The organism is Herbaspirillum seropedicae, assembly GCF_001040945.1.
GTDB classification, from domain to species: Bacteria; Pseudomonadota; Gammaproteobacteria; order Burkholderiales; family Burkholderiaceae_D; genus Herbaspirillum; species Herbaspirillum seropedicae.
This window is the reverse complement of record NZ_CP011930.1, coordinates 3,138,365-3,163,137: the sequence shown is the minus strand read 5'-3', so window position 1 is coordinate 3,163,137 and position 24,773 is coordinate 3,138,365. Positions and strand designations below refer to the sequence as shown.

The following is a 24,773-nucleotide window of genomic DNA, read 5'->3' as shown; positions in this document are numbered from 1 at the left end:
GCGGTGAGGCTTGAAGTGAAGAACTCGCCGCTGTCCCGTTCACCGGGCCTGCACCCGCCAACAATTTTTAAAACCTCGATGGAGATGTGGAATGAGTGCAATCGTTGATATTATCGGCCGCGAAGTGATCGACTCCCGTGGCAATCCCACCGTGGAATGCGACGTGCTGCTGGAATCCGGCGTGCTGGGCCGCGCTGCCGTGCCTTCGGGCGCATCCACCGGTTCGCGCGAAGCGATCGAACTGCGTGACGGCGACAAGAGCCGCTATTTCGGCAAGGGCGTGCTGCAAGCCTGCGAAAACATCAATACCGAGATCTCGGAAGCCATCATGGGCCTGGACGCCAATGAGCAAGCCTTCCTGGACCGCACCCTGATCGACCTGGACGGCACCGAGAACAAGAGCCGCCTGGGCGCCAACGCCATGCTGGCCGTCTCGATGGCCGTGGCCAAGGCCGCTGCCGAAGAATCGGGCCTGCCCCTGTATCGCTATTTCGGCGGCAGCGGTTCCATGCAGATGCCGGTGCCGATGATGAACGTCATCAACGGCGGCGCGCACGCCGACAACAACCTGGACATCCAGGAATTCATGATCATCCCGGTGGGCGCACCGAGCTTCCGTGAAGCCCTGCGCTATGGCGCCGAGGTGTTCCACACCCTGAAGAAGATCCTGCATGATCGCGGCCTGGCCACCTCGGTCGGCGACGAAGGCGGCTTCGCCCCCAACGTCTCCAGCCACGAAGAAGCCATCAAGCTGATCATCGAAGCCATCGAGAAGGCTGGCTACGAACCGGGCACCCAGATCGCCCTGGGCCTGGACTGCGCCGCGTCCGAGTACTACAAGGACGGCAACTACCACCTGGCCGGTGAAAACATGGTGCTGACCCCGGCCCAGAAGACCGGTTTGCTGGCTTCCTGGTGCGACAAGTACCCCATCATCAGCATCGAAGACGGCATGGCCGAGAACGACTGGGCTGGCTGGAAGCTGTTGACCGAAACCCTGGGCAAGAAGGTCCAGCTGGTGGGCGACGACCTGTTCGTCACCAACACCAAGATCCTGAAGGAAGGCATCGACAAGGGCATCGCCAACTCGATCCTGATCAAGATCAACCAGATCGGCACCCTGACCGAGACCTTCGCCGCCATCGAAATGGCCAAGCGCGCCGGCTACACCGCCGTGATCTCGCACCGTTCGGGCGAGACCGAAGACTCGACCATCGCCGATATCGCCGTTGGCATGAACGCCCTGCAGATCAAGACCGGCTCGATGTCGCGTTCGGACCGCATGGCCAAGTACAACCAGCTGCTGCGTATCGAGGAAGATCTGGGCGACATCGCCAGCTATCCCGGCCGCGCTGCGTTCTACAACCTGAAGTAAGAAGCTTGCGGCGCCCGCCCCTGAAGGCAGGCGCCGCATCGAAAGCTCCCGGCTATGCGCCTGATCATCCTCTGCCTGTCTTTCCTGCTGGTGCTGATCCAGTATCCGCTCTGGCTGGGCAAGGGCGGCTGGTTCAAGGTCTGGGAGCTCGATCGCCAGGTGCAACTGGCGCACAAGAAGAACGACGAACTCAAGGAACGCAACGCCAAGCTGGCCTCTGAAGTGGATGACCTCAAGCAGTCCAAGGGGGCCGTGGAAGAGCGCGCGCGTTTCGAGCTGGGCATGATCAAGCAGAACGAGATCTTCGTCCAGCTGCTCGATGGCAGTTCCGGCAAGCCTGCCGGCGCCGTCAATCCCAATCCCTACATGCCCGGTTCCGGGCAACCCAATAGCGTATCGGTCCCTGCCAGTGCGCCGGGCTCGCCCGCCCGTACGGCTGCGCGCTGAGTGCGCCGGTCCTCGACGCCTCCACACGCGCTTGCATGAGTCCTGATACACCCCTGAGCTTGCTGGGCCTGAGCACCACGCCGCTGGAGCTGGTCTCCTTCGCTCTGGCCGTGATCACGGTCTGGCTCAATATCCGCCAGAACCACTGGGCCTGGCTGTTTTCCATCCTCTCGTCCGTGCTCTATGCGGCCGTCTTCGCCGATGCCCGCCTCTATGGCGACGCCGGGCTGCAATTCGTCTTCGTGGCGGTGTCGGTCTGGGGCTGGTATCAATGGCTGCGCGGTGGCGTGGCGCACCAGCCGCTGGCGGTCTCGCGCTTGCAGCGCGGTGGCTGGGGGCTGATGCTGGCGGCCTGGCTGGCGGGGTGGTGGGTGCTGTCGTGGTTCCTGCAACGCTACACCGACACCGATGTGCCGCATATGGACGGCTTCCTCACGGCGGGCAGCCTGGTGGGGCAGTTCCTGCTCTCGCGCAAGAAGATCGAGAACTGGCTGGTCTGGATCGCGGTGGACGTGCTCTACGTGGGCCTGTATGTCTACAAGCACCTGAGCCTGACCGCCATGCTCTACGCGCTCTTCGTGCTGATGGCCGCGGCCGGCTGGCGCAGCTGGCGCCGCGCCGCTGCCCAGGCGGGCAGGCCGGCTTAGTTGCCTACCTGCTCCGGTGCGGGCGGGTCGGCGAAGACGATGCGGTTCTTGCCGGCGTTCTTGGCCTTGTACAGCGCCACGTCGGCGCGCTTCAACAGGTCGGCCTGGCTTTCTCCCGGGTGATACACGGCCACGCCGGCGCTGAAGGTGATCAGCAGGCGCTGGCTCTCATGCATGAAGATGCGCTTGGTCAGTTCGCGCTGCACGCGAGTGATGATCTGCACCGCATCCTGCGGCGCCGTCTCGGGCATCAGCACCAGGAATTCCTCGCCGCCGAAACGGGCGATCACATCCAGCTTGCGCAGCGTCTCGCGAATGACCTGCACCATGTGCACCAGCACTTCATCGCCGGTAGCATGGCCATGGGTGTCGTTGATGCGCTTGAAGTCGTCCAGGTCCAGCAGCGCCACGCACAGGGGCGTGTCGCGACGCAGGGCGTTGGTGATCTCGCGGTCCAGCGACTCATCCATGCCGCGCCGGTTCAGGCTGCCGGTGAGCTGGTCTTCGCGCACCAGTTCGCCCATCTGCAGCAGCTGCTGCTCCAGGGTCTGGATGCGTTCCTCGGCTTTTTCCACTTCCTGGCGCGCATCTTCCATGGCGTCGCGCGAGCGGGTGGCTTCTTCCTGCGCCTTCTGGGTCTCGGTCATGATCTCGCTCAACACGCTGTTGAGGTCGGCGATGTTGCCCGCCTGGCTGATCTGCTGCGAGAACCCGCGGATGGTGCGCTGGTAGTTGTCGGTGGTGGAGACCATCGCCGAGAGCCGGTCCACGAAGGTCAGCATCATGTTCTTGACCACCACTTTTTCCTCGGACAGGGTGTTCTTCAGCAAGCCCTGCTTGTAGATCACTTCCTTGAGGTTCTTGGTGGCGTCGGCCAGCGAGGTCGTGCTCAGCGGGCCGGCGATGAGGCTTTGCACCGTTTCGATCTGGCTGGACAGCCAGGAACCCTGCTCAAGCAGGCCATTGATGTTTTCCAGCAGCAACTGGAACAGGCGCATCAGCAAGTCCTGCTGCTGGGCCATGTCGTCGGTCTTGAGTTCGATCTGGAAGCTCAACTGCTTGAGCCGGGCGATGATCTCGTTCATCGCCTGTTCCGAGAAGGCGGTCTTGAGCTCCTGGCCGCTGTTGCGCGATTCGTTGGCCAGTTCCGGTGCGGTCGAGAGCAGCGACGGCAGGTTGAACACCAGCACCCTCGCCAGCATTTCGCGCAGCATCTTTTCCTTCTTGCTGTCGCGGATGAACTCCCGTTCCAGGTCGATGGGCACCAGCTCGCCATGCTGCACCTGGGGCCCAAGAGGGCGGTTCTGCCAGTTTTCTTCCGCGAACTCGATCAGCTGGCGTTCGAATTCGGCCCAGTCATTGTTCTCCCTGGCGCGCACCAGGCGCGTACCCAGCAGGCCGTTCTCGCCGGGCTGGCGCGAGAGCTTGGTGGCGAAAGCCGCCAGTACGCTCTCGGCGCTGGCGCCGGGTCCGTCCCCCTGGATTTCTTCATAGGCGATGCGATAGGCATCCGGGGTAGGCGCGATGCGCCGCGCCCCGAGTCGCTGGAAGGCTTCACGGGCAATCTCGACGGGCGTGAGCGTGGACGGTTTCTTGGACATGCCGACTGACAGTGTTCAGTGTTGTTGGTGTAGTTGTCTTGGTGCCACAGGGATGGTGCTATCAGTATCGGCAGCGTAGCGGCCAGGCTTGAGCCCGCCGGCTGCCTACTGCTCTCCCGGCGTGCTGCAAACGGAGGAAAGCGACGATGCATTCTACGTCAGCCGGCCTCGGCTGCATCCCTTTAATAGCGGGAGAAAATGCCCGCATCGGCCCGCATCGTCCCGCATCAGGCGGCCTGGGCGGCGGTGTGGATTGGTGACTTTTTCCTTCTTTTACGTTTATTCCACCAGGGCGTTCTTGAGCGCGTAATGGGTCAGCTCGGCGTTGTGGCGCATCTTCATCTTCGACAGCACCCGCGAGCGGTACATGCTGATGGTCTTGACCGACAGCGTCAGCTCGGCGGCGATGTCGCTGACCGTCTTGCCGGAGGCGATCATGACCATGGTCTGGTATTCGCGATCAGAGAGGGTCTCATGCAGCGGCGTCTCGTGGTCGAAGCCGATCTGGTTGGCCAGCTCCTGGGCCAGCGAGGGGCTCACGTACTTGCGCCCCGAGGCCGCCTGGCGGATCGCCGCCAGCAGTTCGGCCGGGGCCGCCTGCTTGTTGAGGAAGCCCGCCGCTCCGGCCTTGAGGGCGCGGATGGCGTACTGGTCCTCGCGATGGATGGACAGGATCAGCACCGGCAGCTCTGGCTGTTCCTTGCGGATCTGCTTGAGGATGTCGATGCCATTGCGGTCCGGCAGGACGATGTCCAGCAGCAGCACGTCGCCATTGCCTTCACGCGCCAGCTTGATGGCTTCCAGGCCGTTGGCGGCGTTGCCTGCGACCATGATGTCCTTGCTGCCCGCGCAGATCTGGCGCAGGCCTTCGCGGACGATGGCATGGTCGTCGGCGATCAGGACCTTGATGGCGGCGGTGACTTTCTTGCTCATGGGCGGTGCATGCGGTGCGGAGGGGGCGGATTATTCAAAGCGTTTGGTCGTGGCTGCCCACAGGCAGAAGCAGGCCGTATTCTATAGCGTTCACTCAGCGCGCAACAGGGATGAGCGTTCTGATCACGACCCCGCCGTCCTGGCCGGCCTCGATGAAGAGCTCTCCGCCCAGCGCCTGCGCCCGTTCCCGCATGTTGCGCAAGCCATGTCCGTGGCGCGGGGCGACTTCCTTGGCGTGGAGCGGTGCGATGCCGCAGCCATCATCGGCGATCTGCATTTCCAGCCTGGCTTGGCGCATCCGCAGGTCCACCCGCAACGCGCTGGCGCGGCCATGGCGCGCGGCATTGCTGGCCGCTTCGCGCAGGATGCGCAGCAGGCCCAGGATCAGGAAGCGATCTTCCTGCTCCAGCGTGGGCGGGCAGTCCAGCTGGCAGTGCAGGCGGTATTCGCGCTGGATCTGCCGGCACTGCCACTGCAAGGCATCGACCAGCCCGAACTCCACGATCGGCGGGTGCAGCTCATCGATGATGCTGTGCATGCTGGCCATGGCTTGCTGCAGCAACTGCCTGGCCTCGTCGGCCTCGGCCAGCGGGGCGGCCAGGCCTTGCGCAGCCAGTTGCTCCTGCAAGCGGCCCAGCGCCATGCCGACGCCCGCCAGAACGCCGCCCAGATCGTCGTGCAGGTCGCGGGCGATCCGTTCGCGTTCCTGTTCGCGGATATGGATGGCAGTGGCAGGAGGAGGAAGAGGATGTGACATGAATGCAGCGGGAAGCGAATAAAGCTTCATCATAGCGGCCCCCCGTCTGCAGGTCATCCGCCTGTACCTGCCAAGTGAGCGGGCGAGGGTGCTTGGGGCTGCAGCAAGCACAACAGGAAACACACAACAAGCACAACAACAAGCACGACAGGATAGGCGACAAGTGTTGTCTAAAGTATAATTTCGCTCGCAGTGGGGGCGGTCCGGGGGAGTTTGCCTGTTCAGGCGAGCGGCGGGCCGGATGAACGAGCACGAGCGCTTGGGGAGGGGCAAGGCGTGGAAAGTATCCTGTGGGCAATGGACCTGTTGGCGGTCGTCTACCTGTGCCGGTGGGCGCTCAAGAACGACCGGCGCGATCCGGGCGAGCAGTAGCCGCAACCGGAGCCCAAGACCCGCCATGCGCGACATCATCCTGCTCTGCGTACTGCCTTTCCTGCTCTACGCCACCCTGAAACGCCCCTTCATCGGCCTGGGCCTCTGGATCTGGACGGCCATGTTCTATCCCAATGCCTGGGTCTACGGCATGGCTGCGGGGATCCGCTACAACCTGCTCATCTCGGCCTCGGCCATCCTTTCCTACCTCTGTTCGCGCAACAAGAACCGTTTCGAGGTCGGCAATACCGGCGCCTTCGTGCTGCTGTTCTTCGCCTGGACCACGGTGACCTCGGTGTTTGCCCTGGCCATGCCGGATCGGGTGTGGGGCTTCTGGAACGATTTCCTCAAGACGGTGGTGCTGTTCGTGCTCATCACCCTGGTGCTGACGAAGAAGGAGCACATCGAATTCGTGCTCTGGTGCCTGGTGCTGTCGGTGGGCTTCTACGCCGGCCTGGAAGGCCTCAAGTTCATCGCCAGCGGCGGCGGCCACAAGATCGAAGGCTTCGCCACCCACACCCTGGGCGACCGCAACGAGCTCTCCATCGCCTTCGCCATGATGCTGCCGCTGACCTTCTACCTGCTGGCCGAATACGGCAAGCGCTCGCGGCTGCTGCGCCTGGGGCTGCTGGGCAGCCTGCTGCTGCTGGTGGTGTCCATCATCGGCACGCAGTCGCGCGGCGGCTTCATCGCCCTGACCGTGGTGGGCGGCTATCTCTTCCTCAAGAGCCGGCGCAAGATCCTGCTGCTGGTCTCGGTGCTCATCGCCGGCAGCCTGGTGGTGGGGCTGATTCCCTCCGAGTGGTTCCATCGCATGGACACCATCGAACGGGTCGGTGGTGACAGTTCGTTCATGGGCCGGGTCGTGGCCTGGAAGCTTTCCACCATCCTGGCCTTGCAGCATCCGCTGCTGGGTGGCGGTTTCAAGTCGCTGGAATATTGGCCGGTGTGGACACTGCTGTCGCTGGATTTCCATATGCTGTCCTTCTTCCCGACCGGCGATGCGGTCCCCGACACGCGCGGCGCGCACGCGGCCCACAGCATCTATTTCCAGGTGCTGGGCGAGCATGGCTTCCCGGGGCTGCTGCTGTTCCTGTGCATCCTGGTCACCGCCTTCCGCAAGGCGGCCCGCGTGGCCCGCACCGCCACCGAGGTGGGCGCGCCGGAATGGATCGCCAGCCTGGCCACGGCGCTGCAGCTCTCGCTGTTCGCCTACTGCGTGGGCGCGGCCGCGCTCAGCTTTGCCTATTTCGACATGACCTACACGCTGTGCGCGCTGATCGTGGTCCTGGAAAAACGCATCCTGCCGGCCTATCTGCCTGGCCAGGGCAAGCCCGGAGCGCTCGCATGAACCAGAACGTCATCAAGGCCGTGCTGATCCTGCTGGTCATGTTCGACCACAATGAATATGCCCACCAGCTGTTCCCCCTGTTCCTGACCGGGTTCGCCTTCCATGTCCTGGGCTTCCTGGCGCTGCCGCTGCTGCGGCCTGCGCCGGCGCTGGACTGGGACTATGTCGGCAAGATCGTCTGCCGCTACTACTATCCCTTCCTGCTGATCGTCTGCGCCATGGCTGCGCTGACCATGGTCACGCAGGCCGGGGTGTCGATGGCGGCAGCAGGGCGCTTGCTGCTGGCGCTCTACAGCGGCAACAACGACGCCCTCAAGAACGCCACCCAGATGGCCTTGCTGTGGTTCCTGCCGTCCTTGCTCTCCCTGCTGCTGCTGCGCGCCTTCATCGATGCGCGCGGCCCGGCGCTGCGCCGCATCTGCCTGCTGGTGCTGTTGGCGGCGCACCTGGTCATCGGTCCGATCGCACCGCTCATCCGCGACTATCTGCCGCTGGGCCTGCTGCCGGCGGTCTATGCCTTGCCCTTGTGTTATCTGCTGGTGTGGCTCAACACCCATTGCAGCGCGCGGCTGGGCCCGCTGGCGGGGGTCTTGCTGACCGGGCTGGTGTTCGTGGCGGTGAAGGCTGCGCAGATGGCGGCGGGGCTGAGCCAGGAGCTGGGGTTTGCGCTGGTGAGCGACTATCGCAGCCTGCCGGCGCTGTTGCTCAACGACCTCGAGTCGGTCTGCGGGGCGCTCATGCTGTTCCAGGCGGCGCGCCTGCGCCTGCCTGCGCTGCTGGCCTGGGGCGGACAGCATACCTTGCCGGTCTACCTGATCCATCCCTTTGTCGCCCTGGTGGTGTACCGGCTCTGCGAGAAGGGCTTGCCGCAGGTGGGGCAGGGCGGCAAGTTCGTGCTGTCCATGCTGGCCACGATGATCATCAGCATGGGCCTGGCCCACGGGCTCATGCGCATGGGCTGGGTGCGTCGTTTCGTTTTTCCTGGCGATGCAGAGACCTTGCTCGGCAGGAAGTGAATTCTCATTTTTTTATAAAAAACGTTTGCAATGAACAAAAAATCCCTTATAATTTCATTCTTTCGCGGCTGTAGCTCAGCTGGATAGAGTACTTGGCTACGAACCAAGGGGTCGTGGGTTCGATTCCTGCCAGCCGCACCAGATATAAAGGGTCCATCGCAAGATGGGCCCTTTTTTCTTTGTCCCTCCGCCTTTCCCCCGCCTTTTCCGCTGCTGCGCATCACGATGCGGCTGCATCCGTCGTTTGTTCCTAACTTCCTGTTATCTTGCGGCAACTTTCAACAAGGTCGGCTATCGTCTGCGCGCGACATTTTTCTCATCCTTGTTGACGAAATATAAACACTTGCTTATCCTGCCACTCAATCAGCCGGCGCGACCGCGTATTGCGCGTTTGGTTCGGGGGAAATCTCACTTCATTGACGACAACAAAAAGGAAAGTCCATGCGGCCTCAACTCGTGCGCTATGCAAGCTACATCCTCGCCTCCACCCTGTTGCTGGCAGGCTGTGCCAGCCGTCCCGTGGCCGATACCGCCAGCGTCCCGGCGGCGCCGGTAAACAGCGAGTACCGCATCGGACCGGGCGACAACCTCAACGTCATCGTCTGGCGCAATCCCGAGGTCTCGCTGGTGGTGCCGGTGCGTCCGGATGGCAAGTTCTCCACGCCCCTGGCCAATGACATCGAGGCCAGCGGCAAGACTCCCAAGGAAGTCGGCGCCGAGATCGCCAAGGCCTTGTCGGCCTATATCACCGATCCGGTGGTCACCGTGGTGGTGACTGGCTTCTCGGGCATCTACAGCGACCAGATCCGCGTCATCGGCCAGGCCGCCAAGCCACAGGCGCTGCCCTATCGCAAGGAAATGTCGCTGCTGGACGTGGTCATTGCCGTGGGCGGCACCACCGAGTTCGCCGCTGGCAACCGCGCCAGCGTGATCCGCCTGGTCGACGGCAAGCAGACCAAGATCGCCGTGCGCCTGGACGATCTGATGAAGGATGGCGACATCTCCGCCAACCTGGCCATGCGCCCGGGCGACATCCTGGTCATCCCCGAAAGCATCTTCTGATCGGCGCGGATCAGGTCGCATCGCCTGACCTGGTCCCGCTGTGCTTCTTCCTTGGCCCGCCCGCTGGCTGCTCAGTTGCTCTTGCCAGCGGTGCGCGGCATCACCGAAAACTGCGGTCCCAGGCCATAGTCCGGCTTCACCGAGCGCCGCATGAACCTCTCCCAGGCCTGTCTGGCTCCAGGCGCGTCGCTGTCGACGCTGTAGGCCAGGGCCGGCTGCAGGTTGGAGGGAAATCCGGCCGGCTGGCTGGAATAGCCCGTCATTTCTCCTCCCCGTAATTTCAGCAGCTGCGCCATGGCGTCGCTGGCGCAGGCCGTCTGCGCCAGCGCCGGTGCGTTGTCGCGGTAGTTGGCCGCCAGCATGGCCTGGTAGGCCTGACCCAGGTCGGTGTAGAGCGGCGCGTTCTGGTCGGGCCGCACCGGGATGCTGTAGGCCGCGCCGAAGATCCAGCAGTAGCCCGGGTGCGTCATCCGCGCCACTGGGAAGGCCGCCTTGTAGCGCAGCAGCGGCAGGGCTTCCTGGTATCCAAGATCATTCAGGTAACCGATTGAGGATGTGAAGAAATCATCCATCCAAGGCGCAATCCCGGTGTTGCCTTGGTAGACGATGGCGTTATCGACGATGATGCCCAGGCGATTGGCCTGGCTGTTGTTGACGTATTGCGCGGTGTACCAGTCCAGGTTGTTCTTGACGATGTCTTGCAGCTCCTTCTTGAGCGCATCGTCGTCGGGCGTGATGTAGGCCGCCTGGCCCAGGCTGCGCAGGGTCCAGGCCTGGTCGCGCACCTGGCTGCGATGCACCAGCCCCTGGGCGTAGCCGCGATAGGCGGGATTGCTCTTGAACACCGCCCAGGTGGCCCAGAACTGCAATTCCTCGAGCTGGTAGTAGTCGCCCGTGAGCAGGTAGGGCAGGTAGTTCATGGCCGGCATGTGGGCTGAATCGGCGATGTTGGGATTGCTGCAGCCCTGGCAGGGCGGGAAGGCTTCGCTCTTGCCGGTGCGTGGATTGCGCGCATCGCCGGGCTGGCCCAGCAGGGTCAGGGCGGGGAAGCGCGCCAGGCTCACCGGACGGTCGCTGCTGCGGTCGCGGTAGTGGATCGACCAACTGCCTGCCAGGTCGCCGGTGCCCAGGCTGGCCTCGCGCGCACGGCGGTCCATGCTGAGCAGCCAGAGCACGTTCCAGCCCGGCAGCAGGCCGATATCGGGGCGGCCCCCGGTGGTGGGCATGGCCGGGTTGGCCACGCCGGCGCCCATGGGTTCGGTCTTGGGACCGGTCCAGGCGCTGGCCAGGTCGCGCAGGGCCTTTTCGGCCACCATGCTGCTGCGGTCATAGTTGGGCAGGGCGCGGCTGGCGATGAGGTAGGCGGTGTCGCTGCGCACGTTGACCTGCGGCGCGGTCCCGCGCCAGAACACCTTGCGCCAGCGCGTGTGGTGATAGTGGGTCAGGCCGCTCTTGTCGTAGACGCTGTGGCCATCCAGGTCGATGTGGACGTCGTAGCTGAAGTTGCCCGGCGCGGCCTCGAAGGCCCAGTCGTTTTCCACCGTCACGTCGATCCGTACGCCGCCCTTGCGACCATAGTCGCGGATGGCGTAGCGCACCTGCAGGTGCGGATGCGGCCGGTTCTGGGCGTCCAGCAGCGGCGCATTGACCAGCCATTCGGTCACCACCGCACCGTCCAGCCATAGCCGGTAAGCCCCCTGCTGCAAGCCCGGGCGCGGGCTGGCGCGGTAGCTGCGGCCATCGATGGTGATGGCCACGCTGGCGTCGAAGGGCTCAGCGAGCAAGGCCTTGAGGCGTTCTGCGGCCAGGCTGGATGCCTTGCCCCTTGCCTTTTCCGCTCCTGGCTCTGCGGACTGCGCCGGCTGGCCCGGCGCAGCCTCCATCTTCAGTTCCAGCGGCTGGCCTTCGCCCAGCACCGGCAACACCGTCGACAGGATGGCGTGACGCACCGAGCCATCGGCATGCCTAGCCTTGATGTCCAGTTGCAGGGGCAGGTCCTGGCCGTCCGCAAGCTTGAGCCTGACGGTGCTGTCACGCTTGAAGTCGCCAGGCTTGAAGACCTGGCCGAAGGTGAGGGCGACCTCCTTTTGCTCGGTCCGGGCGGTATTTTCGATGCGTACCGAGGGCAAGCTGGGGATCGTATCAGCGCTGGCGGCCTGTGCCGGGGGCAGGCCGGGCAAGGTCATCCAGGCCAGTAGCAACAGGGAGCCGCGCAGCTGCCGGAATTCTTGACACAGACCCATCATTTTCCCCTTGAAAATTTCATAAGCCATTGATTTTAATGATATTTAATTGTTGGCATGCCGATTGCTTAGTGTTGTGGCGCCCAACACTTTTTTTATTATTAAATCTATCATGAAAAAGTTTTCTTCCCTGCTGGTTTCTTTTGCTGCCGCAGCCAGCTTCATGGCCGCCGCTCCGGCCCACGCGACCCTGACCACGGTGACATCGGCTTGGCAGCAAGCCGCGTTCGACCTGCCCACCATCGATGCCAGCGCCACCGTCCAGTTCAATGGCTTCAATGCCTCCCTGGGCAAGCTGATCGGCGTGACGGTCAAGTTCATCATGGATGAAACCCTCACCGACACCATCTACAACTTCAACACCCACGCGGTCACCGTGGGCAATCCGCGCCCGGTCTTTGCGACCTCGACCATTACCGCCACCGGTCCCCTGGGCCTTTCCACCGTGAACCAGTTGACCACCACCCCGCAATTCGCTGGCGTGGTCCCGGCTGCGCCCTCGCTGGGCAGCTTCGGCAGCAAGAGCATCAGCAACACCGTGACCGGCATCCAGTCCGGCCCGGTGACCGTGAACGGCACCCCCGCCTCGCTGGCCGCCTATATCGGAGGCCAGAACAGCGTGACCATCAATGTCGATGGCGAAGGCAGCCAGTCCGGCTCCCTGCCGCCCAACGTGATGAATGGCTACTCGGCCAGCGCCAACGGCATGGTCTACCTGCAATACATCTACCAGGTGCCGGAACCCGCCTCCATGGCCCTGTTCGCCTTGGGCCTGCTGGCGCTGACCCAACTGCGTCGCCGCAAGTCTTCCTGAGGATCAGGCCGCCAGCGCCCGCAAGGGGCGCACGGCTCCTGGACAAGGGCGCTGCCGAACCGGTAGCGCCCTTGTCGCTTTTGGGGAGGGGGCGGGAGTGGGTGCCGGTTTTCTTTACACCTGCCTTGGGGCTGCTTGCTAAGTACTTGTTTTTTCTATCATTTTTTTCTGGCCCGGTCCTTGCTATGGTGGGATTGACAACAACTTTCTGTCATCCCGGCACAATCAGAGGAGTGGGTATGAAAAAGCAGATTTTCTCCATCGTCGCCGCCATTCTGGCTTGCGTCGCTATGTCCTTGCATGCACCCGCCCAGGCCGGTGCGATCCTCAATACCAACTGGCAGAGCGCGGCCTTCAATCTGGCCTCCATCGATGACGACACCACCTTGAGCTTCCACGGCTTCAACTTGGGGCTGGGCAGCCTGATCGGCGTGGTCATGAAATTCAGCTTGTCCGAGACCCTGTATGACCGGGTCTTCAATCTGGGCTCCAAGGCCAGCAACATCGGCAATCCCAGCCAGATCTTCGCTACCTCCATCATTACCGTGTCCGGTCCCCTGGGCCTGCAAAGCGTCAACCAGTTGAGCACCACGCCGTTCCGCGGCAAGGTCCCGAGCGGCCTGAGCACCATCGCGACGGCTTCGCTGAGCAATCATCAGGTGGCTCCGGTGCAGCTCAATGGCACCCCGGCCTCGCTGGCCAGCTATATCGGCGCCAACCATCAGGTGACCATCAGCGTGGATGGACTGGGCGTGCAGAGCGGCTCGCTGGCCCGCAACGTGCTGACCGGCTACGACGGCACGGCCAGCGGCGTGGTCTACCTGCGCTACATCTACCAGGTGCCCGAGCCTGCCATCCTGGCCCTGTTCGGCCTGGGCCTGCTGCTGCTGGGCGTGATGAGCTGGCGTCGTCGCCAGGGCTGAAGCCTGGCTTGCCACTTAGTCCACCTAATCCATCTAGTTCATCGCCGTGACGCCGTGCGCCTGACCAGCGCACGGCGTTTTTGCTGGCGCCTGCGGTGTCAGCGTTCCAGCCGTGTCAGCCAGCGCAGGCAAGCTTGCGCGAGCTGTTCCCGCCAGAGGCGGGTGGAAAAGGTGTGGTTGGCCTCGGGCAGGTCGATGCGGGTGGTGCGAGAGGCCAGCAAGAGCGCTTCCCAGCGGCTGCCCGGCGTGGCCAGGTCGGCAAACTCGCGCGCGGTCAGGTCCGCGCCCGACAGGATCAGCAGCACCGGACCGCGAAAGCGCTCATAAGCCTGTTGCAGCCGTATCGGCAGCAGCTCCGGGGTGGCCGCAGGGGGGCTGGCGGCCCGGCGCCACTGGCCGAGCAAAGAGCGCAGCGCTGCCACCGCATTGAATTGCCCGCGCAGGATCTTGTTCCACAGGTCAGGACTGGTCAGGCGCGCGCGGTAATAATGCTTCAGATAGGCCTGGGCCTGGCCGGCCTCCGTACGCGCCCAGGGGTTGACCAGCACCATGGCGCGCACCCGCGCATCGGCGCTGGCATGCAAGAGCGCCGCCGAGGCGCCGTCACACAAGCCCCACAGCACCACGCCGTCCAGTCCGGGCTGGGCCTGGAGCAAGCCGTCCAGAGCGCAGTCGATGTCCGCCGCTACGCCTTCGAAGCCGGCCGCTTCGCCCTGGCTGTCGCCCATCCCACGGAAATCCATGCGCAGCACCGTAAAACCGGCGGCCGCGAAATGGCGCGCCAGCAGGGTGAATTGACGATGGCTGCCGGCGCGATACTGTGCGCCGCCCACCAGCATGAGAATGCCGGGCCGCCGCACGGTGGCCTGCGAGAGTGCGGTCTCGGGCAAGGTCAGGATGCCCATCAGCTGCTGCCCCTGGCACTGGAGCGGACAGACGCGTTCTTCATAGGCCATGGGCATGCTCCAGCGTGGTTCGCACCCAGGCGCAACTGGCCTCGATCAGGGCGGGGCAGGTAGTCACCTCCGGGGTAGACCAGAAGGCCGGCCCCGTCACTGTCTGGGGCGTGAGCGACCAGGCCTGCGCCAGCCGGGCGCTGCCCGGGGCCAGCGGCAGCGCCGCGTCGCGCACCAGCTCCAGCCAGTGCAGCGGCAGTCCCGGCGGCGGCAGCGCAGTAGCCTGCAGGCCATCGATGCTGGCCACCAGTGCGCCATTGAGTTCATAGCCCCCCACTTCCAGCAATTGGCCTTGCTGCAATTGCGCACGCAGGGCGGCCACGCTGTTGGCCGGCTGTCCGCATGCACTGCCCAGGCCCGCGGCCAGTTGCAGGCGCAGGAACTGCGTCATGTAGGCCTGCGCATCGGCCAGCGGATTCCACAACAGCAGCAGCGCCAGGTCGGCTGCGCGCAGGCGCGCCACCTCCAGCGCCAGCAGGGCGCCCAGACGCAGCCCCCACAGTCCGACCGGCGCATGCACGCGCTGTTGCAGCCAGTCGATGGCCAGGCCGATATCGTCGCGCCACACCGCCCAGCTGGCCTCGGCCAGTTCACCAGCGCTGTCGCCGCAACCATAGAGGTCGATCAGCAAGACCCCCACGCCCTGCTGCGCCAGCGCCTGGGCTTGCAGGGCGGCCATGCGACGGCTGCGGTTCATTTCCTCGGCAAAGGGGGCGACATAGACCAGCCCGCCAAGACAAGGCCGATGGGCGGCGGGGGCGTGGTACAGGCACAGCCGCTCGCCGTGCGCGGCGCTCAGGTAGAACGGCAAGGGCGCGGCGGCGAGCGGTTTCATTGCGCCAGCTTGCCTTCGACTAACGCGGCGAGCGCACCGACGGTCTCGAAATGGGTGGCCTGGATGTCGTCGTCGTCCAGGTAGACGCCAAAGCGCTCCTCCAGCGAGGCCACGATATGGATCACTGCCGCCGAATCCAGCTCGGCCACGCTGCCTAACAGCGGCGTCTCGCGTTGCCACTGGGTGCAGCGCTGCTGCAGTCCCAGGGATTCGCCCAGCAGTGTCCTGATCTCGGCAAGAATATCCATGGACGTGCTCACAGCTGGGCCAGCAGAGCGCGCGCCTGCTCGTTCTGGGCGCTGCCCTTGGGGCTGGCCAGGATCTTTTCCAGCTCGCTGCGGGCGCCGCTCTTGTCGCCGGCCTTCACCAGCGCCTGGGCCAGGTGCAGGCGGATATCCATGGCCTCAGGGGCGGCCGCCACGGCCTTCTTCAGCAGTGGCAGGCCGCGTTCGGTATGGCCTTTCTCGACCAGCATCCAGCCCAGGGTATCGATCACCGGGGCGCTGTCACTTGCCGCCGCATAGGCTTTTTCGGCCGTCGGCAAGGCGCGTGCATCGCCTTCCTGCTGATAGGCCCAGGCCAGGTTGTTGAGCGCTCCGGCATTGTCCGGTTGCTGGCGCAGCGCCAGCTGGTATTGCTCGATGGCCTGCTTGTTCTGCTTGCGCGAGAGCGCCGTTTCACCCAGGTAGAGATGCAGGGCGAAATCCTTGGGATGGCTCTTGAACCACTGCGCGGCCAGCGTATCGGCGGCCGCGTCCTTGCCCGCCAGCAGTAGCGCGCCGTGCAGCTTCATGAGCAGGCGCACGTTTTCCTTGTCGCGCGCGAAGGCCTGTCCGAAGGCCGCTGCGGCCAGTTCAGGCTTGTTCTGGAAGGCTTGCAGATTGCCTTCCAGCTCGTAGCCCACCAGTGCCTGGGCGGGGCGCTTCTGCATCTGCTGGGCGATAGCCAGGGCCTTGGCCGGCTCGCCGTTCTGGCTGAAGAGGGTGGCGCGGAAGATCTCGGCATCGGTGTAGTCGGGCTGGATCTCCAGCGCCTTGCGGGCCGCGTCGGCGGCGCCCTGTACATCCTTGGCGCTCTGGTAGAGCGAGGCCAGGCGCAACTGCGTCGGCGCCGAATCCGGCTGCAGCGTGGCCAGGCGCTGGTAGCTGGCCAGCGCACCCTGGGTATCGCCACTGGCGAACTGGGCCTGGCCCAGCATTTCCAGCGCCACCGCATCGCCGGGATTGCTGGCCTGCAGCTTGCGGGCCATGGTCAGGCCCTTTTCCTTCTGGTCGGTCAGCAGGTAGCGGGCGATCAGCTGCGCGCTGGCCTGCACCGATTCCGGATTTTCATTGACCGCCCGTTCCAGCCACTGGGTCGCTTCCTGCGGATGCCCGTTGCGCTCGGCCAGGGTCGCCAGCGCGGTCATGGCGGGGATGCTCTTCTTGTCCGTGGCCAGCACTGCCTCAAAGCGCTTGCGCGCCAGCTCGGGCTGGTTGTCCTTCAGATCGAGCTGGGCCAGGTTGGCGGTGGCGGCAAAGAAGCTGGGATCGATCGCCAGCGCCTTCTCGAAGGCCTTGCGGGCATTGGCGTAGTCGTTCTGGGCCAGATAGACGCCGCCCTTGAGGTTCTGCACGATGGGGTTGGCGGGCTGTTCCTTTTCGGCTGCGTTGGCGGCGGCCAGCGCCTTGTCGTATTCCTTCTGGCGCATGTGCGTCATCACCAGCAGCACGCCCGCCTGGGACGACTTGGTATCCAGGCTGGCGGCAGTCTGGAACTGGGCGGCGGCGCTGTCGGTCTGGCCGCGTCCCAGGTTGCTCAGGCCCAGGCCCATGTGATAACGCGCGCTTTGCGGCGCCAGCGCGCTGGCCTTTTCATAGTAGTCGGCGGCCTTGGCGAAATCCTTGTTCTCGATGGCGATCTCGCCGGCCAGGGCCAGCAGTTCGGCATCCTGCTGGCCGCTCTTGAGGGCTGGTTCCAGCGTGGCGGCGGCCTTGGCCTTCTGGCCATTCTTCAGTTGCGCCGACGCCAGCAGCTTGCGGGCGTAGTTGTCATCGGGGACCTTGTCCAGGTACTTGCCCAGGCTCAGCTCGGCCTGCGGCATCGAGCCCAGCGCGTACTGGATCGCGCCGGCCAGGAGCGCCGCTGGCATGTAGTCGGGCGCACCAGCCTGCACCTTCTGGATCTCGGTCAGGGCGTCGGCATGCTTGCCCTGGCTGAAGGCCAAGAGGGACTGCATGTAGGTCGCCAGCAGGTTCTTGGGTTTGGCCTTCTGCGCGGCCTGGATATCGGCCTCGGCTTGCGCGAACTGGCGCTGGCGGATCTCCAGGTCCGCCCGCGCCAGCAGGGCATCGACCTGGTCCGGCTTACGCTTGATCACCTGGCCCAGCACGGCGGCGGCCTCGTCCGTGGCGCCCTGGCTGCTCAACAGGTGGGCCTTGAACATGAGCACCTCGTTGTTGTCGGGATTCTTGGCGATGGCCTCGTCGGCGTAGCGGGTCGCCGTGTCCAGCTTGCGCTCCAGCAGGGCGCTGCGGGCCAGCCCGATCAAGGCGGTGGGCAGCTTGGCATCGCTCTGCAGCGCCGTCTCGAACGCCGCCTTGGCCTCGGCGGACTTGCCCAGCCCCAGGTAGGCGTTGCCGCGCAGCGCCGCGATCTCGCCCTGGGCCGGCAGGGCGGCAGTCTGTTCCAGCGCCTTGGCGAACTGGCCCTGCAGCAGCAAGGACTGGGTCAGCGCTGGCACCACCTGCTCGGGCTTGATCCCCAGCGACAAGGCGCGTCGCAATTCCTTCTCGGCCGAGGCGGCGTTGCCATTGGCCAGGTAGATCTGGCCCAGCATCAGGCGCGCCTGGGCGTTCTCGCCATCCTTTTGCAAGGCGTTCTTGAGCTGGATCTCGGCGGCGGCGCTATCGCCTTTCTGCTGGTACTGCCGCGCTTCGTCCACCAGCGAATCGGCCGACTTGAAACGTCCGCAGGCCGTCACCCCCGCACACACCAGGGCCACGGCGAACACCACAGCGCAGAGGCGCCCCATGCGTTTTGACTCTAGCATCGTCCATCCCATTTTTCTGATCCCTCGATCCGGTGATTGTTGTAATTTCGATAACTATCGTGGATGCCACTATAGCCTATCTGGCAAGTTTTTCGCGCAGTGCGCAGGTAAATCTGACGGTCAGCAAACTGCCTCATGGCTGACCTTTCCGTACGAAAGGCCAGCGTTGCAGCCGCGCCGCCGGCACGCCCAGGTCGACCAGGATCTGGCCGATCTCGCCCACGGCGTGGCGGTCCACATAGACGATCCAGGCCAGGTAGGCCAGCGCTCCGCTGAGGATCTCCAGCACCAGGATCAGCGGCACCGGCAAGGCCAGCGCATACAGCCCGGCGCGCACGCCCAGCAACACCGCCAGCATGGCCAGGGCGCCGGCCAGGATAGGCAGCAGGGCGCGGTAATAGCCCCGCATCGACAGTCCGGTCAGCCGCGCCACGTCATGCAGCAGCTTCACCGACAGCAGCGGATAGACCAGCACCCAGGCCGCCGACACCCCGCGCAGCCCATCGGCCCAGGCGCCCACAGCAAAGGCCAGCGACATCGTCACCGCGCACAGCGCCGTGTAGGCCACCAGCCGCTTGACCTGGCCGATGGCGGTGAGCACCTGGGAGAGCAGCGGATCGACCGACTTCACCAGCCCCATCAGGCAGAGCGCCGAGAACGGCACCTGGCATTGCTCCCATTGCGGTCCCAGCACCACCAGGATCAGTTCGTGCGAACAGGCCAGCATGCCCATGAGGGCCGGATAGACCACGTAGGCAATGCCGCGCGTCATGTTGACCAGCACCGCATTGAGCCGCGCCGGCTCATGCTGCAGCTTGGCAAAGAGCGGTGCGGCCACATTGATGACCAGCGAAGTGATCTGGCTGCTGGGCAGCGTGGCCAGTGAAAACGCCATCCCATAGATGCCCAGCGAGGCCGCGCCCAGCACGCGTCCGACGATGGCGCGGTCGGCATTGCTGTAGAGGTACCAGAACACCCGGCTGGTGATGACGTGCAGGCCGAAGAGCACCAGTTCCACCGCTTCGCGCACGCCATAGCGACCGCGCGGACGCCAGGGCGAGAGCAGGAAGTAGCCGCCGCTGTAGGTGGCCGTGGCCACCAGCGACCCCCACACCAGCGACCACACGCCCATGCCCGCCAGCGCCAGTCCCAGGCTCACCGCGCTTTGCAGCACGATGCCCAGGATGGTGATGCCGGCCATGGCCTTGAACTGCATCTGCTTGCGCAGGAAGGCTTCCGGCACGCTGCCTGCGGCCCCCATGATGAAACCGACCGCCAGCGTGGAAATCATCGGCTGCAGCTGCGGCTGGCGGAAGAAACCGGCCAGGGGGCCGGCCGCCAGCAGCGTCAGCAGGAACAGCACCACGCTGCATCCCATGGCGATGAGGAAGCAGCCGTTGACCTGTTCCTGGCTCAGCTGGGGCCGCTGCACGATGGCCGTGGTCAGGCCGATCTCGTTGAAAAAGCCGATGAAGGCAATGAGCATCATGGCGATTTCCATGAGGCCGTATTCTGCCGGGCTCAGCAGCCGCGCCAGCACCAGCGTGGTGCTGAGCGAGACCAGCTTGCCCACGGCATTGCCCAGGCCGACATGGCTGATGGCCTTGACGGTCTTGCTGCGCAGATCGTTGTGCATGGTCTGGCTCACGGCAGGCTCTGGGTGAACAGCTCGGCCAGCTGGCGCGTGCGGTGGGTGCGCGAACTGGCCGCCACCAGTGCTTCGCTGGCCACGTGCGCCGTGCCATCGGCGATGGCTCGCAGGAAGCGCGTGAGCACCGGCGCGATGGCCTCGGGATCGGTCATCTCGACCAGGTCGGGAAATCCGGCGCTACGCAGCATGCCGGCGGTTTCTCCTTCCAGGTCCAGCAGCCCCAGCACGGGTTTGCGGGCGCGGAAGTATTCGTAGATCTTGGCCGGCGCCTGGCGGTTGAAGGGCCGGCCCTGGAACACCAGCAGGCCATCGGCTTCCAGCATTTCATGCAAGGCCTGGCGATACGGCACGGGCGGCGCGATGTGGACCAGATCGATCACGCCGCAGCGCTGCGCCAGCTGGGTGAAATAGTCCAGGTCGCCAGGGGCGCGCAGGATCACCCGCAAGCGCTGGGCATCGACCAGCCCGCGCGCGCGCAGCATGGCCAGGGCCTGGAAGAAGGCGCTGGGGTCGCGTCCCTCGGTATAGAGCACACCGCTATGGACCAGCGTCAGCGGGCGCGTCTGCCCAGGCTGGCCCGGCAGCGCGCAGGCGTGCGGCTCCTGGGCGAAGGTCTGTTCGTCATAGCCGTTTTCGATCACCACGAACTTGTGGTGCAGGGCTTGGGGAAAGCGCGCCCGGTAGGACTCCAGCGCCCCTTGCGTGGTGAAGGTGGCGTGGGTGCAATGCCTGATCGCGAGCCGCTCGATCCAGCCGAACAGCTTGCGCTGCCAGCGGTTGCTGGGAAAGTCCGATTGCAGCATGGGGTCGCGGAAGTCGGCCACCCAGGGCAGGCCGGTCAGGCGGTGCAGGCACAGGCCGATCAGGTGCGCCGTGGAGATCGGGAAGGTGGACCAGATCACCGCCGGCTTGTGCTTGCGCACCATCGCCAGGGCGCAGGGCAGGGCGAACAGCCACCAGCTGATCCAGCGGTCCGGCAAGGCGGTGAGCTGCAGGTAGCGGCCCTTCCAGCCCAGGTGACGCTTGGCGTCCAGCGCCAGCGGACGGCGCACGATCAGTTCCGGCGGCAGGCTGGCCAACTGCGAGGCGTTCTTGCGTTCATAGGCCATCGGGTGGGCCGAGAGCACCATGGGCGTCCAGCCGAACTGGGCCAGGTGCCGCGAAAAACTGAGGGTGCGCTGGATGCCGCTGCTTTCCGACTGCGGCGGAAAGTGGAAGGCGATCAGCAAGGCGCGCGGCAGCGTGGCGCCTTCTTGGGAGGGGGAGGAGTGGTGTTGCATGGTCGTCAGGCTCCAGGCCGGGCCAGCCAGCGCAGCAGGCGCAGGCCGAACATCAGGGGGCGGCGGTCCCAGGGACGGCCGCGCGGGATCTGGTAGCAGTCATGTTCCGGTCCGGCCGAGCCGCCCGCCGTGGTAAAGGCGGCCTCATAACCGGCGCCGCGCACCATGGCCACGTGGCGCTGGTCATAGTCCAGCCCCGGTTTGCCGTTGGGGTAGGCGAACAGCCGCAGTCGGCGGCCCAGGATGGCTTCCAGCGCCGCCTTGTTGTCGCAGATCTCGTGGCGCGCCTGGGCGTCATCAAGCCGGCTCAGGATGGGGTGCGAGGTCGTATGGCCGCCGATTTCCACGCCCGCCTGCGCCAGGGCGAGCAGCATGTCGTGATCGAGCATGAGGTCCTGGTCCGCCTGGTTTGCCTGGTCGGCCTGGCCCACCGGGCCGGCATGGCGCTCCAGCGTTTCGATGACGCGCTGGCGCTCCGCCGGCGCCAGGTACTTGACATGGGCATCGAGCAAGGTAGCCAGATGGGTGCGGGCGTCCGGGTCGTGGCGCAGGTCGGGCGCGCTCGGCAGCAGTTCCTGCGGCAGGCCCAGCGCTTGCCAGTCATGGGCATCGGCGGGCAGTCGCCGCACGGCGTGGAGGATGCGGTCATTCCACATGCTGCCGTGCTCGACAAAGCCGGTGGTGGCGAAGACGGTGGCCGGCAAGCCCAGTTGTTGCAAGACCGGCAGGGCCAGCGTATGCACCGAGCGGTAGCCATCGTCGAAGGTGATGCTCACCGCACGCGGCGGCAGGCGGTTCTGCCGCAGCCGTTGCAGCGCCTCGGCCAGCGGCAGCACGGTGAATCCCTTGGCCAGCAATTGCATCTGCCAGCGAAAACTGGCCAGGTCGATCTCGCCCCCCAGGAGCGGGTCCGGCTGCGCCAGCACGCGGTGATAGGTCAGGATGCACAGGCGCCGACGCCGGCCCAGCGCCAGCAGGTTGCCGCCCAGGCGCAGCAGCAGCGCCAGCATGCCCAGAGAGGCAGGCAGCGGAGCAGGGGACGGCAGCGCAGGCAGGGTGGCGTGCATGGTTCAGCGTCCTCGCGCCAGGATGCGGTGGAACAACTGCAACTGGCCCTGGGTGGTGGCGTCCCAGCTGAAGCCTTCGGCATAGCGGCGCGTAGCTGCCCGCGTCGGCGCCGCCGCTTGCAGGGCGCGCACGGCGGCCGCAATGCCGGCGGCGCTGCGCTCCTGCATCAGCAGACCGGCATCGGGATGCGCCACCACTTCGGGCGTGCCCCAGACCTTGCTGGCCACCACGGGCGTGCCGCAGGCCATGGATTCGAGCAGGACATTGGCCCAGCCCTCGCGCGCGGAGGCCAGCACCATCATGTCGGCGGCGTTGTAGTAGCGGCACAGGGCGCTCTGCGGCAGCGCCCCCAGGAAGCGCACCCGCTCGCGCACGCCCAGTTGCGCCGCCAGCGCTTCCAGGCGCGCCTGTTCGGGGCCGCTGCCGGCGATGAGCAGGCGCGCCTCGGGCAATCGCGGCAGCGCGGCGATGGTCAGGTCGTGGCCTTTGACGGGCGCCAGGTTGCCCACCGAGAGCAGGGTGAAGCCAGTGATCTCCAGTTCGCGGCGCACCGCCTCGCGCTCCAGCGGCCGGAACAACTGCAGGTCCACGCCATTGCGCAGCGCGACCACCTTGTCGGGGTCCGCGCCCAGCACGATCAGTTCATCACGCAGCGCGTTGCAGACGGTGATGATGCCGGCGGCCTGGTCGGCCGCCCAGCGGATCATCTTGCCGGGCCAGCGGTAGTGCGGCAGCAGGGTGATGTCGGAACCGCGTGCGGTGATCACCACCGGCTTGCCGAACTCCCGCGCCAGCATGGCCGCGGCCACCCCGTCGGGATAGAAGTAGTGGGCGTCGATGGCGTCGAAATCGTAGCCTTCGGCTATCAGCCGGCGCAGCACCGGCTTGACCGCCATGGCCATGAGCAAGGGGGCGGGCGTCATGCCGACCTTGGGCAGCAGCGCATAGCGCGGATGCAGCACCGGGATGCCGCTGCGCACCTCGCTGCGCGGCACCCGCGCAAAGCGCGCATAGCTGCCAAAGCGGGGATGGCGCAGCGGGAACCACGGCACCGGCGCCACCACGCGTGACTGTACCTGCCCACTGGCGAGCAGATGGCGCAGGCGGGTTTCCACGAAGATCCCGTGGCCGGGACGTTCGAGGTTGGGAAACAGCGTGGAAAAGGTCAGCAGCTTCATTGGATGCCTGCGCTGGCGGCCACCAGGCGCGGATAGATCTGCTGGTAGCGCGCCACGCTGGCGGCCCAGTTGCGTTCGGTCTCGACGAAGTGGCGACCGGCGGCGCGCAGTTGAGGCCAGCGCGCCGGTTCGGCCAGCAAGGCCAGCACCTTCTGCGCCAGGGCCTCGGGCGAACCGGCGGCAAAGAGTACGCCGGTACGGCCATCGCTGATCAGTTCGCGATGCCCGCCCACATCGGAGGCCACCACCAGCCGGCCCTGGGCCATGGCTTCCAGCGGCTTGAGCGGCGTGACCAGGTCGGTCAGGCGCATCTTCAGGCGCGGATAGACCAGCACGTCGATCAGGTTGTAGTAGCGCTGCACCTGCTCATGCGGCACCCGGCCGGCAAACACCACCTTGTCGCTCACCCCGAGTTCGGCGGCCAGGGCGTGCAGGGCCCGTTCTTGCGGGCCGCCGCCCACCAGCAGCAGGCGCACGTCGGGATTGCCCGCCAGCAGCTGCGGCAGCGCCTGCACCAGCACCGGCAAGCCCTCGTAGGCATAGAAGGAGCCGATGAAGCCCAGCAGCGTCTTGCCCTCCAGCCCGAGCTGGCGCGCCAGCGCAGGGTCGGCCTGCTGGCCCAGGCTGAAGTCGTCGATGTTGACCGCGTTGGGAATCACCGTCATCTTGGCCAGCGGTACGCCGCGCGCGGCGATGTCGGCGCGCAGGCCTTCGCAGATGGTGGTGACGGCGTCGGCGCGCTTCAAGGCATAGGTTTCCAGCGCGCGAGTGAGGCGATAGCGCAGGCCGCCAGCGCGGCTGGTGCCGTGGTCCACGGCGGCGTCTTCCCAGAAGGCGCGCACTTCATAGACCACCGGAATGCCCAGGCGGCGGCCCACCCGCAGCGCGGCGATGGCGTTCAAGGCCGGCGAATGGGCATGCAGCACATCGGGCCGGACCTGGCGCGCCACTTCTTCCAGCCGCCTGGCCAGACCCTGAATCACGGCCAGCTGGTTCAGCACCGGCAGCCGCGCCAGCAGTCCCGTGGCGGGCGGCGTGCGATAGAAGCGCCAGCCATCGACCTCTTCTTCGGCAGCGCCGGCGGCGCCCTGCTTGGCGCTGGTGATGTGCGAGGTCTGCCAGCCCAGCGCCCGCTGCTGCTTCAGGATGGACAGCGTGCGGAAGGTATAGCCGCTATGCAGCGGGATGGAATGGTCGAGGATGTGCAGGATATGCATGGCGTAAGGTCTCGGT

Annotated in this window: 21 protein-coding genes and 1 tRNA gene; 9 read left to right on the top strand and 13 right to left on the bottom strand. The window is 65.6% G+C overall.

The window, feature by feature from the left end:
- Nucleotides 1-91: 91 nt before the first annotated feature.
- Genes eno through pnuC form a run of 3 tightly spaced genes read left to right on the top strand, consistent with a single transcriptional unit; the run spans nucleotide 92 to nucleotide 2,469 of the window.
- Entirely contained in the window at nucleotides 92-1,375 is a 1,284-nt protein-coding gene (gene eno / locus ACP92_RS13865; RefSeq protein WP_013234743.1) for a phosphopyruvate hydratase, read from the top strand.
- 54 nt (nucleotides 1,376-1,429) lie between these two features.
- Nucleotides 1,430-1,822 carry a cell division protein FtsB gene (gene ftsB / locus ACP92_RS13860; RefSeq protein ID WP_013234742.1) on the top strand — a complete coding sequence of 131 codons (393 nt, stop codon included), beginning with the start codon at nucleotides 1,430-1,432 and terminating at the stop codon, nucleotides 1,820-1,822.
- Nucleotides 1,823-1,857: 35 nt separating this feature from the next.
- Complete coding sequence (gene pnuC / locus ACP92_RS13855; protein ID WP_041310877.1) at nucleotides 1,858-2,469, top strand: nicotinamide riboside transporter PnuC; 612 nt, start codon at nucleotides 1,858-1,860, stop codon at nucleotides 2,467-2,469.
- Here pnuC and ACP92_RS13850 read toward each other — a convergent pair.
- The 3 genes from ACP92_RS13850 to ACP92_RS13840 all read right to left on the bottom strand — a co-directional run bounded on the left by ACP92_RS13850 (nucleotide 2,466) and on the right by ACP92_RS13840 (nucleotide 5,760).
- Entirely contained in the window at nucleotides 2,466-4,070 is a 1,605-nt protein-coding gene (locus tag ACP92_RS13850; protein WP_013234740.1) for a GGDEF domain-containing protein, read from the bottom strand. The genes pnuC and ACP92_RS13850 overlap by 4 nt on opposite strands.
- A gap of 279 nt (nucleotides 4,071-4,349) precedes the next feature.
- Nucleotides 4,350-5,003 (bottom strand): response regulator, encoded by a 654-nt coding sequence (locus tag ACP92_RS13845; RefSeq protein WP_013234739.1) that lies wholly within the window; start codon nucleotides 5,001-5,003, stop codon nucleotides 4,350-4,352.
- 94 nt (nucleotides 5,004-5,097) lie between these two features.
- Nucleotides 5,098-5,760 carry a sensor histidine kinase gene (locus ACP92_RS13840; RefSeq protein WP_041310875.1) on the bottom strand — a complete coding sequence of 221 codons (663 nt, stop codon included), beginning with the start codon at nucleotides 5,758-5,760 and terminating at the stop codon, nucleotides 5,098-5,100.
- A gap of 397 nt (nucleotides 5,761-6,157) precedes the next feature.
- On the opposite strand from ACP92_RS13840, the gene ACP92_RS13830 reads away from it, so the two are divergent.
- The 4 genes from ACP92_RS13830 to ACP92_RS13815 all read left to right on the top strand — a co-directional run bounded on the left by ACP92_RS13830 (nucleotide 6,158) and on the right by ACP92_RS13815 (nucleotide 9,561).
- Nucleotides 6,158-7,483, top strand: coding sequence for a putative O-glycosylation ligase, exosortase A system-associated (locus ACP92_RS13830; RefSeq protein ID WP_013234737.1), 1,326 nt, complete (start codon nucleotides 6,158-6,160; stop codon nucleotides 7,481-7,483).
- Nucleotides 7,480-8,499 carry a hypothetical protein gene (locus tag ACP92_RS13825; RefSeq protein ID WP_013234736.1) on the top strand — a complete coding sequence of 340 codons (1,020 nt, stop codon included), beginning with the start codon at nucleotides 7,480-7,482 and terminating at the stop codon, nucleotides 8,497-8,499. The genes ACP92_RS13830 and ACP92_RS13825 overlap by 4 nt, the downstream gene beginning before the upstream one ends.
- A gap of 64 nt (nucleotides 8,500-8,563) precedes the next feature.
- Nucleotides 8,564-8,640: transfer RNA gene (locus ACP92_RS13820), tRNA-Arg, on the top strand.
- Nucleotides 8,641-8,940: 300 nt separating this feature from the next.
- Nucleotides 8,941-9,561 carry an XrtA/PEP-CTERM system exopolysaccharide export protein gene (locus tag ACP92_RS13815; RefSeq protein WP_013234735.1) on the top strand — a complete coding sequence of 207 codons (621 nt, stop codon included), beginning with the start codon at nucleotides 8,941-8,943 and terminating at the stop codon, nucleotides 9,559-9,561.
- Between the two features lie 71 nt (nucleotides 9,562-9,632).
- Here the strand turns inward: ACP92_RS13815 and ACP92_RS13810 are convergent, their stop codons facing one another.
- Nucleotides 9,633-11,807 carry an RIFT barrel domain-containing protein gene (locus ACP92_RS13810; RefSeq protein WP_013234734.1) on the bottom strand — a complete coding sequence of 725 codons (2,175 nt, stop codon included), beginning with the start codon at nucleotides 11,805-11,807 and terminating at the stop codon, nucleotides 9,633-9,635.
- Between the two features lie 109 nt (nucleotides 11,808-11,916).
- Here ACP92_RS13810 and ACP92_RS13805 point away from each other — a divergent pair, with 109 nt between their 5' ends.
- Together ACP92_RS13805 and ACP92_RS13800 are read left to right on the top strand one after the other, a co-directional pair.
- The gene (locus ACP92_RS13805; protein ID WP_041310871.1) at nucleotides 11,917-12,618 is read left to right on the top strand and encodes a choice-of-anchor E domain-containing protein; all 702 of its coding nucleotides are present in this window, start codon (nucleotides 11,917-11,919) and stop codon (nucleotides 12,616-12,618) included.
- A gap of 239 nt (nucleotides 12,619-12,857) precedes the next feature.
- The gene (locus tag ACP92_RS13800) at nucleotides 12,858-13,541 is read left to right on the top strand and encodes a choice-of-anchor E domain-containing protein (RefSeq protein ID WP_013234732.1); all 684 of its coding nucleotides are present in this window, start codon (nucleotides 12,858-12,860) and stop codon (nucleotides 13,539-13,541) included.
- Between the two features lie 98 nt (nucleotides 13,542-13,639).
- Here the strand turns inward: ACP92_RS13800 and ACP92_RS13795 are convergent, their stop codons facing one another.
- The 9 genes from ACP92_RS13795 to ACP92_RS13755 form a co-directional block, all read right to left on the bottom strand.
- Nucleotides 13,640-14,497 carry a hydrolase 1, exosortase A system-associated gene (locus ACP92_RS13795; RefSeq protein WP_041310869.1) on the bottom strand — a complete coding sequence of 286 codons (858 nt, stop codon included), beginning with the start codon at nucleotides 14,495-14,497 and terminating at the stop codon, nucleotides 13,640-13,642.
- Nucleotides 14,487-15,332 carry a hydrolase 2, exosortase A system-associated gene (locus ACP92_RS13790; protein ID WP_013234730.1) on the bottom strand — a complete coding sequence of 282 codons (846 nt, stop codon included), beginning with the start codon at nucleotides 15,330-15,332 and terminating at the stop codon, nucleotides 14,487-14,489. Before ACP92_RS13790 ends, ACP92_RS13795 begins: the two co-directional genes overlap by 11 nt.
- Nucleotides 15,329-15,580, bottom strand: a complete 252-nt coding sequence (locus ACP92_RS13785) for an acyl carrier protein (RefSeq protein ID WP_041310867.1) — start codon at nucleotides 15,578-15,580, stop codon at nucleotides 15,329-15,331. Before ACP92_RS13785 ends, ACP92_RS13790 begins: the two co-directional genes overlap by 4 nt.
- Before the next feature lie 8 nt (nucleotides 15,581-15,588).
- Nucleotides 15,589-18,363, bottom strand: a complete 2,775-nt coding sequence (prsT, locus tag ACP92_RS13780; RefSeq protein WP_013234729.1) for an XrtA/PEP-CTERM system TPR-repeat protein PrsT — start codon at nucleotides 18,361-18,363, stop codon at nucleotides 15,589-15,591.
- A 133-nt stretch (nucleotides 18,364-18,496) separates the two neighbouring features.
- Nucleotides 18,497-20,011, bottom strand: coding sequence for a lipopolysaccharide biosynthesis protein (locus ACP92_RS13775; RefSeq protein WP_041310865.1), 1,515 nt, complete (start codon nucleotides 20,009-20,011; stop codon nucleotides 18,497-18,499).
- On the bottom strand, nucleotides 20,008-21,294 hold the full coding sequence (locus tag ACP92_RS13770; RefSeq protein WP_013234727.1) for a glycosyltransferase: 1,287 nt from the start codon (nucleotides 21,292-21,294) through the stop codon (nucleotides 20,008-20,010). The genes ACP92_RS13775 and ACP92_RS13770 overlap by 4 nt, the downstream gene beginning before the upstream one ends.
- Nucleotides 21,295-21,299: 5 nt before the next feature.
- Nucleotides 21,300-22,361 carry a polysaccharide deacetylase family protein gene (locus tag ACP92_RS13765; protein WP_013234726.1) on the bottom strand — a complete coding sequence of 354 codons (1,062 nt, stop codon included), beginning with the start codon at nucleotides 22,359-22,361 and terminating at the stop codon, nucleotides 21,300-21,302.
- Between the two features lie 3 nt (nucleotides 22,362-22,364).
- Nucleotides 22,365-23,540 (bottom strand): glycosyltransferase family 4 protein, encoded by a 1,176-nt coding sequence (locus ACP92_RS13760; RefSeq protein ID WP_013234725.1) that lies wholly within the window; start codon nucleotides 23,538-23,540, stop codon nucleotides 22,365-22,367.
- Nucleotides 23,537-24,757 carry a TIGR04063 family PEP-CTERM/XrtA system glycosyltransferase gene (locus tag ACP92_RS13755; protein ID WP_013234724.1) on the bottom strand — a complete coding sequence of 407 codons (1,221 nt, stop codon included), beginning with the start codon at nucleotides 24,755-24,757 and terminating at the stop codon, nucleotides 23,537-23,539. The genes ACP92_RS13760 and ACP92_RS13755 overlap by 4 nt, the downstream gene beginning before the upstream one ends.
- Nucleotides 24,758-24,773 lie beyond the last annotated feature (16 nt).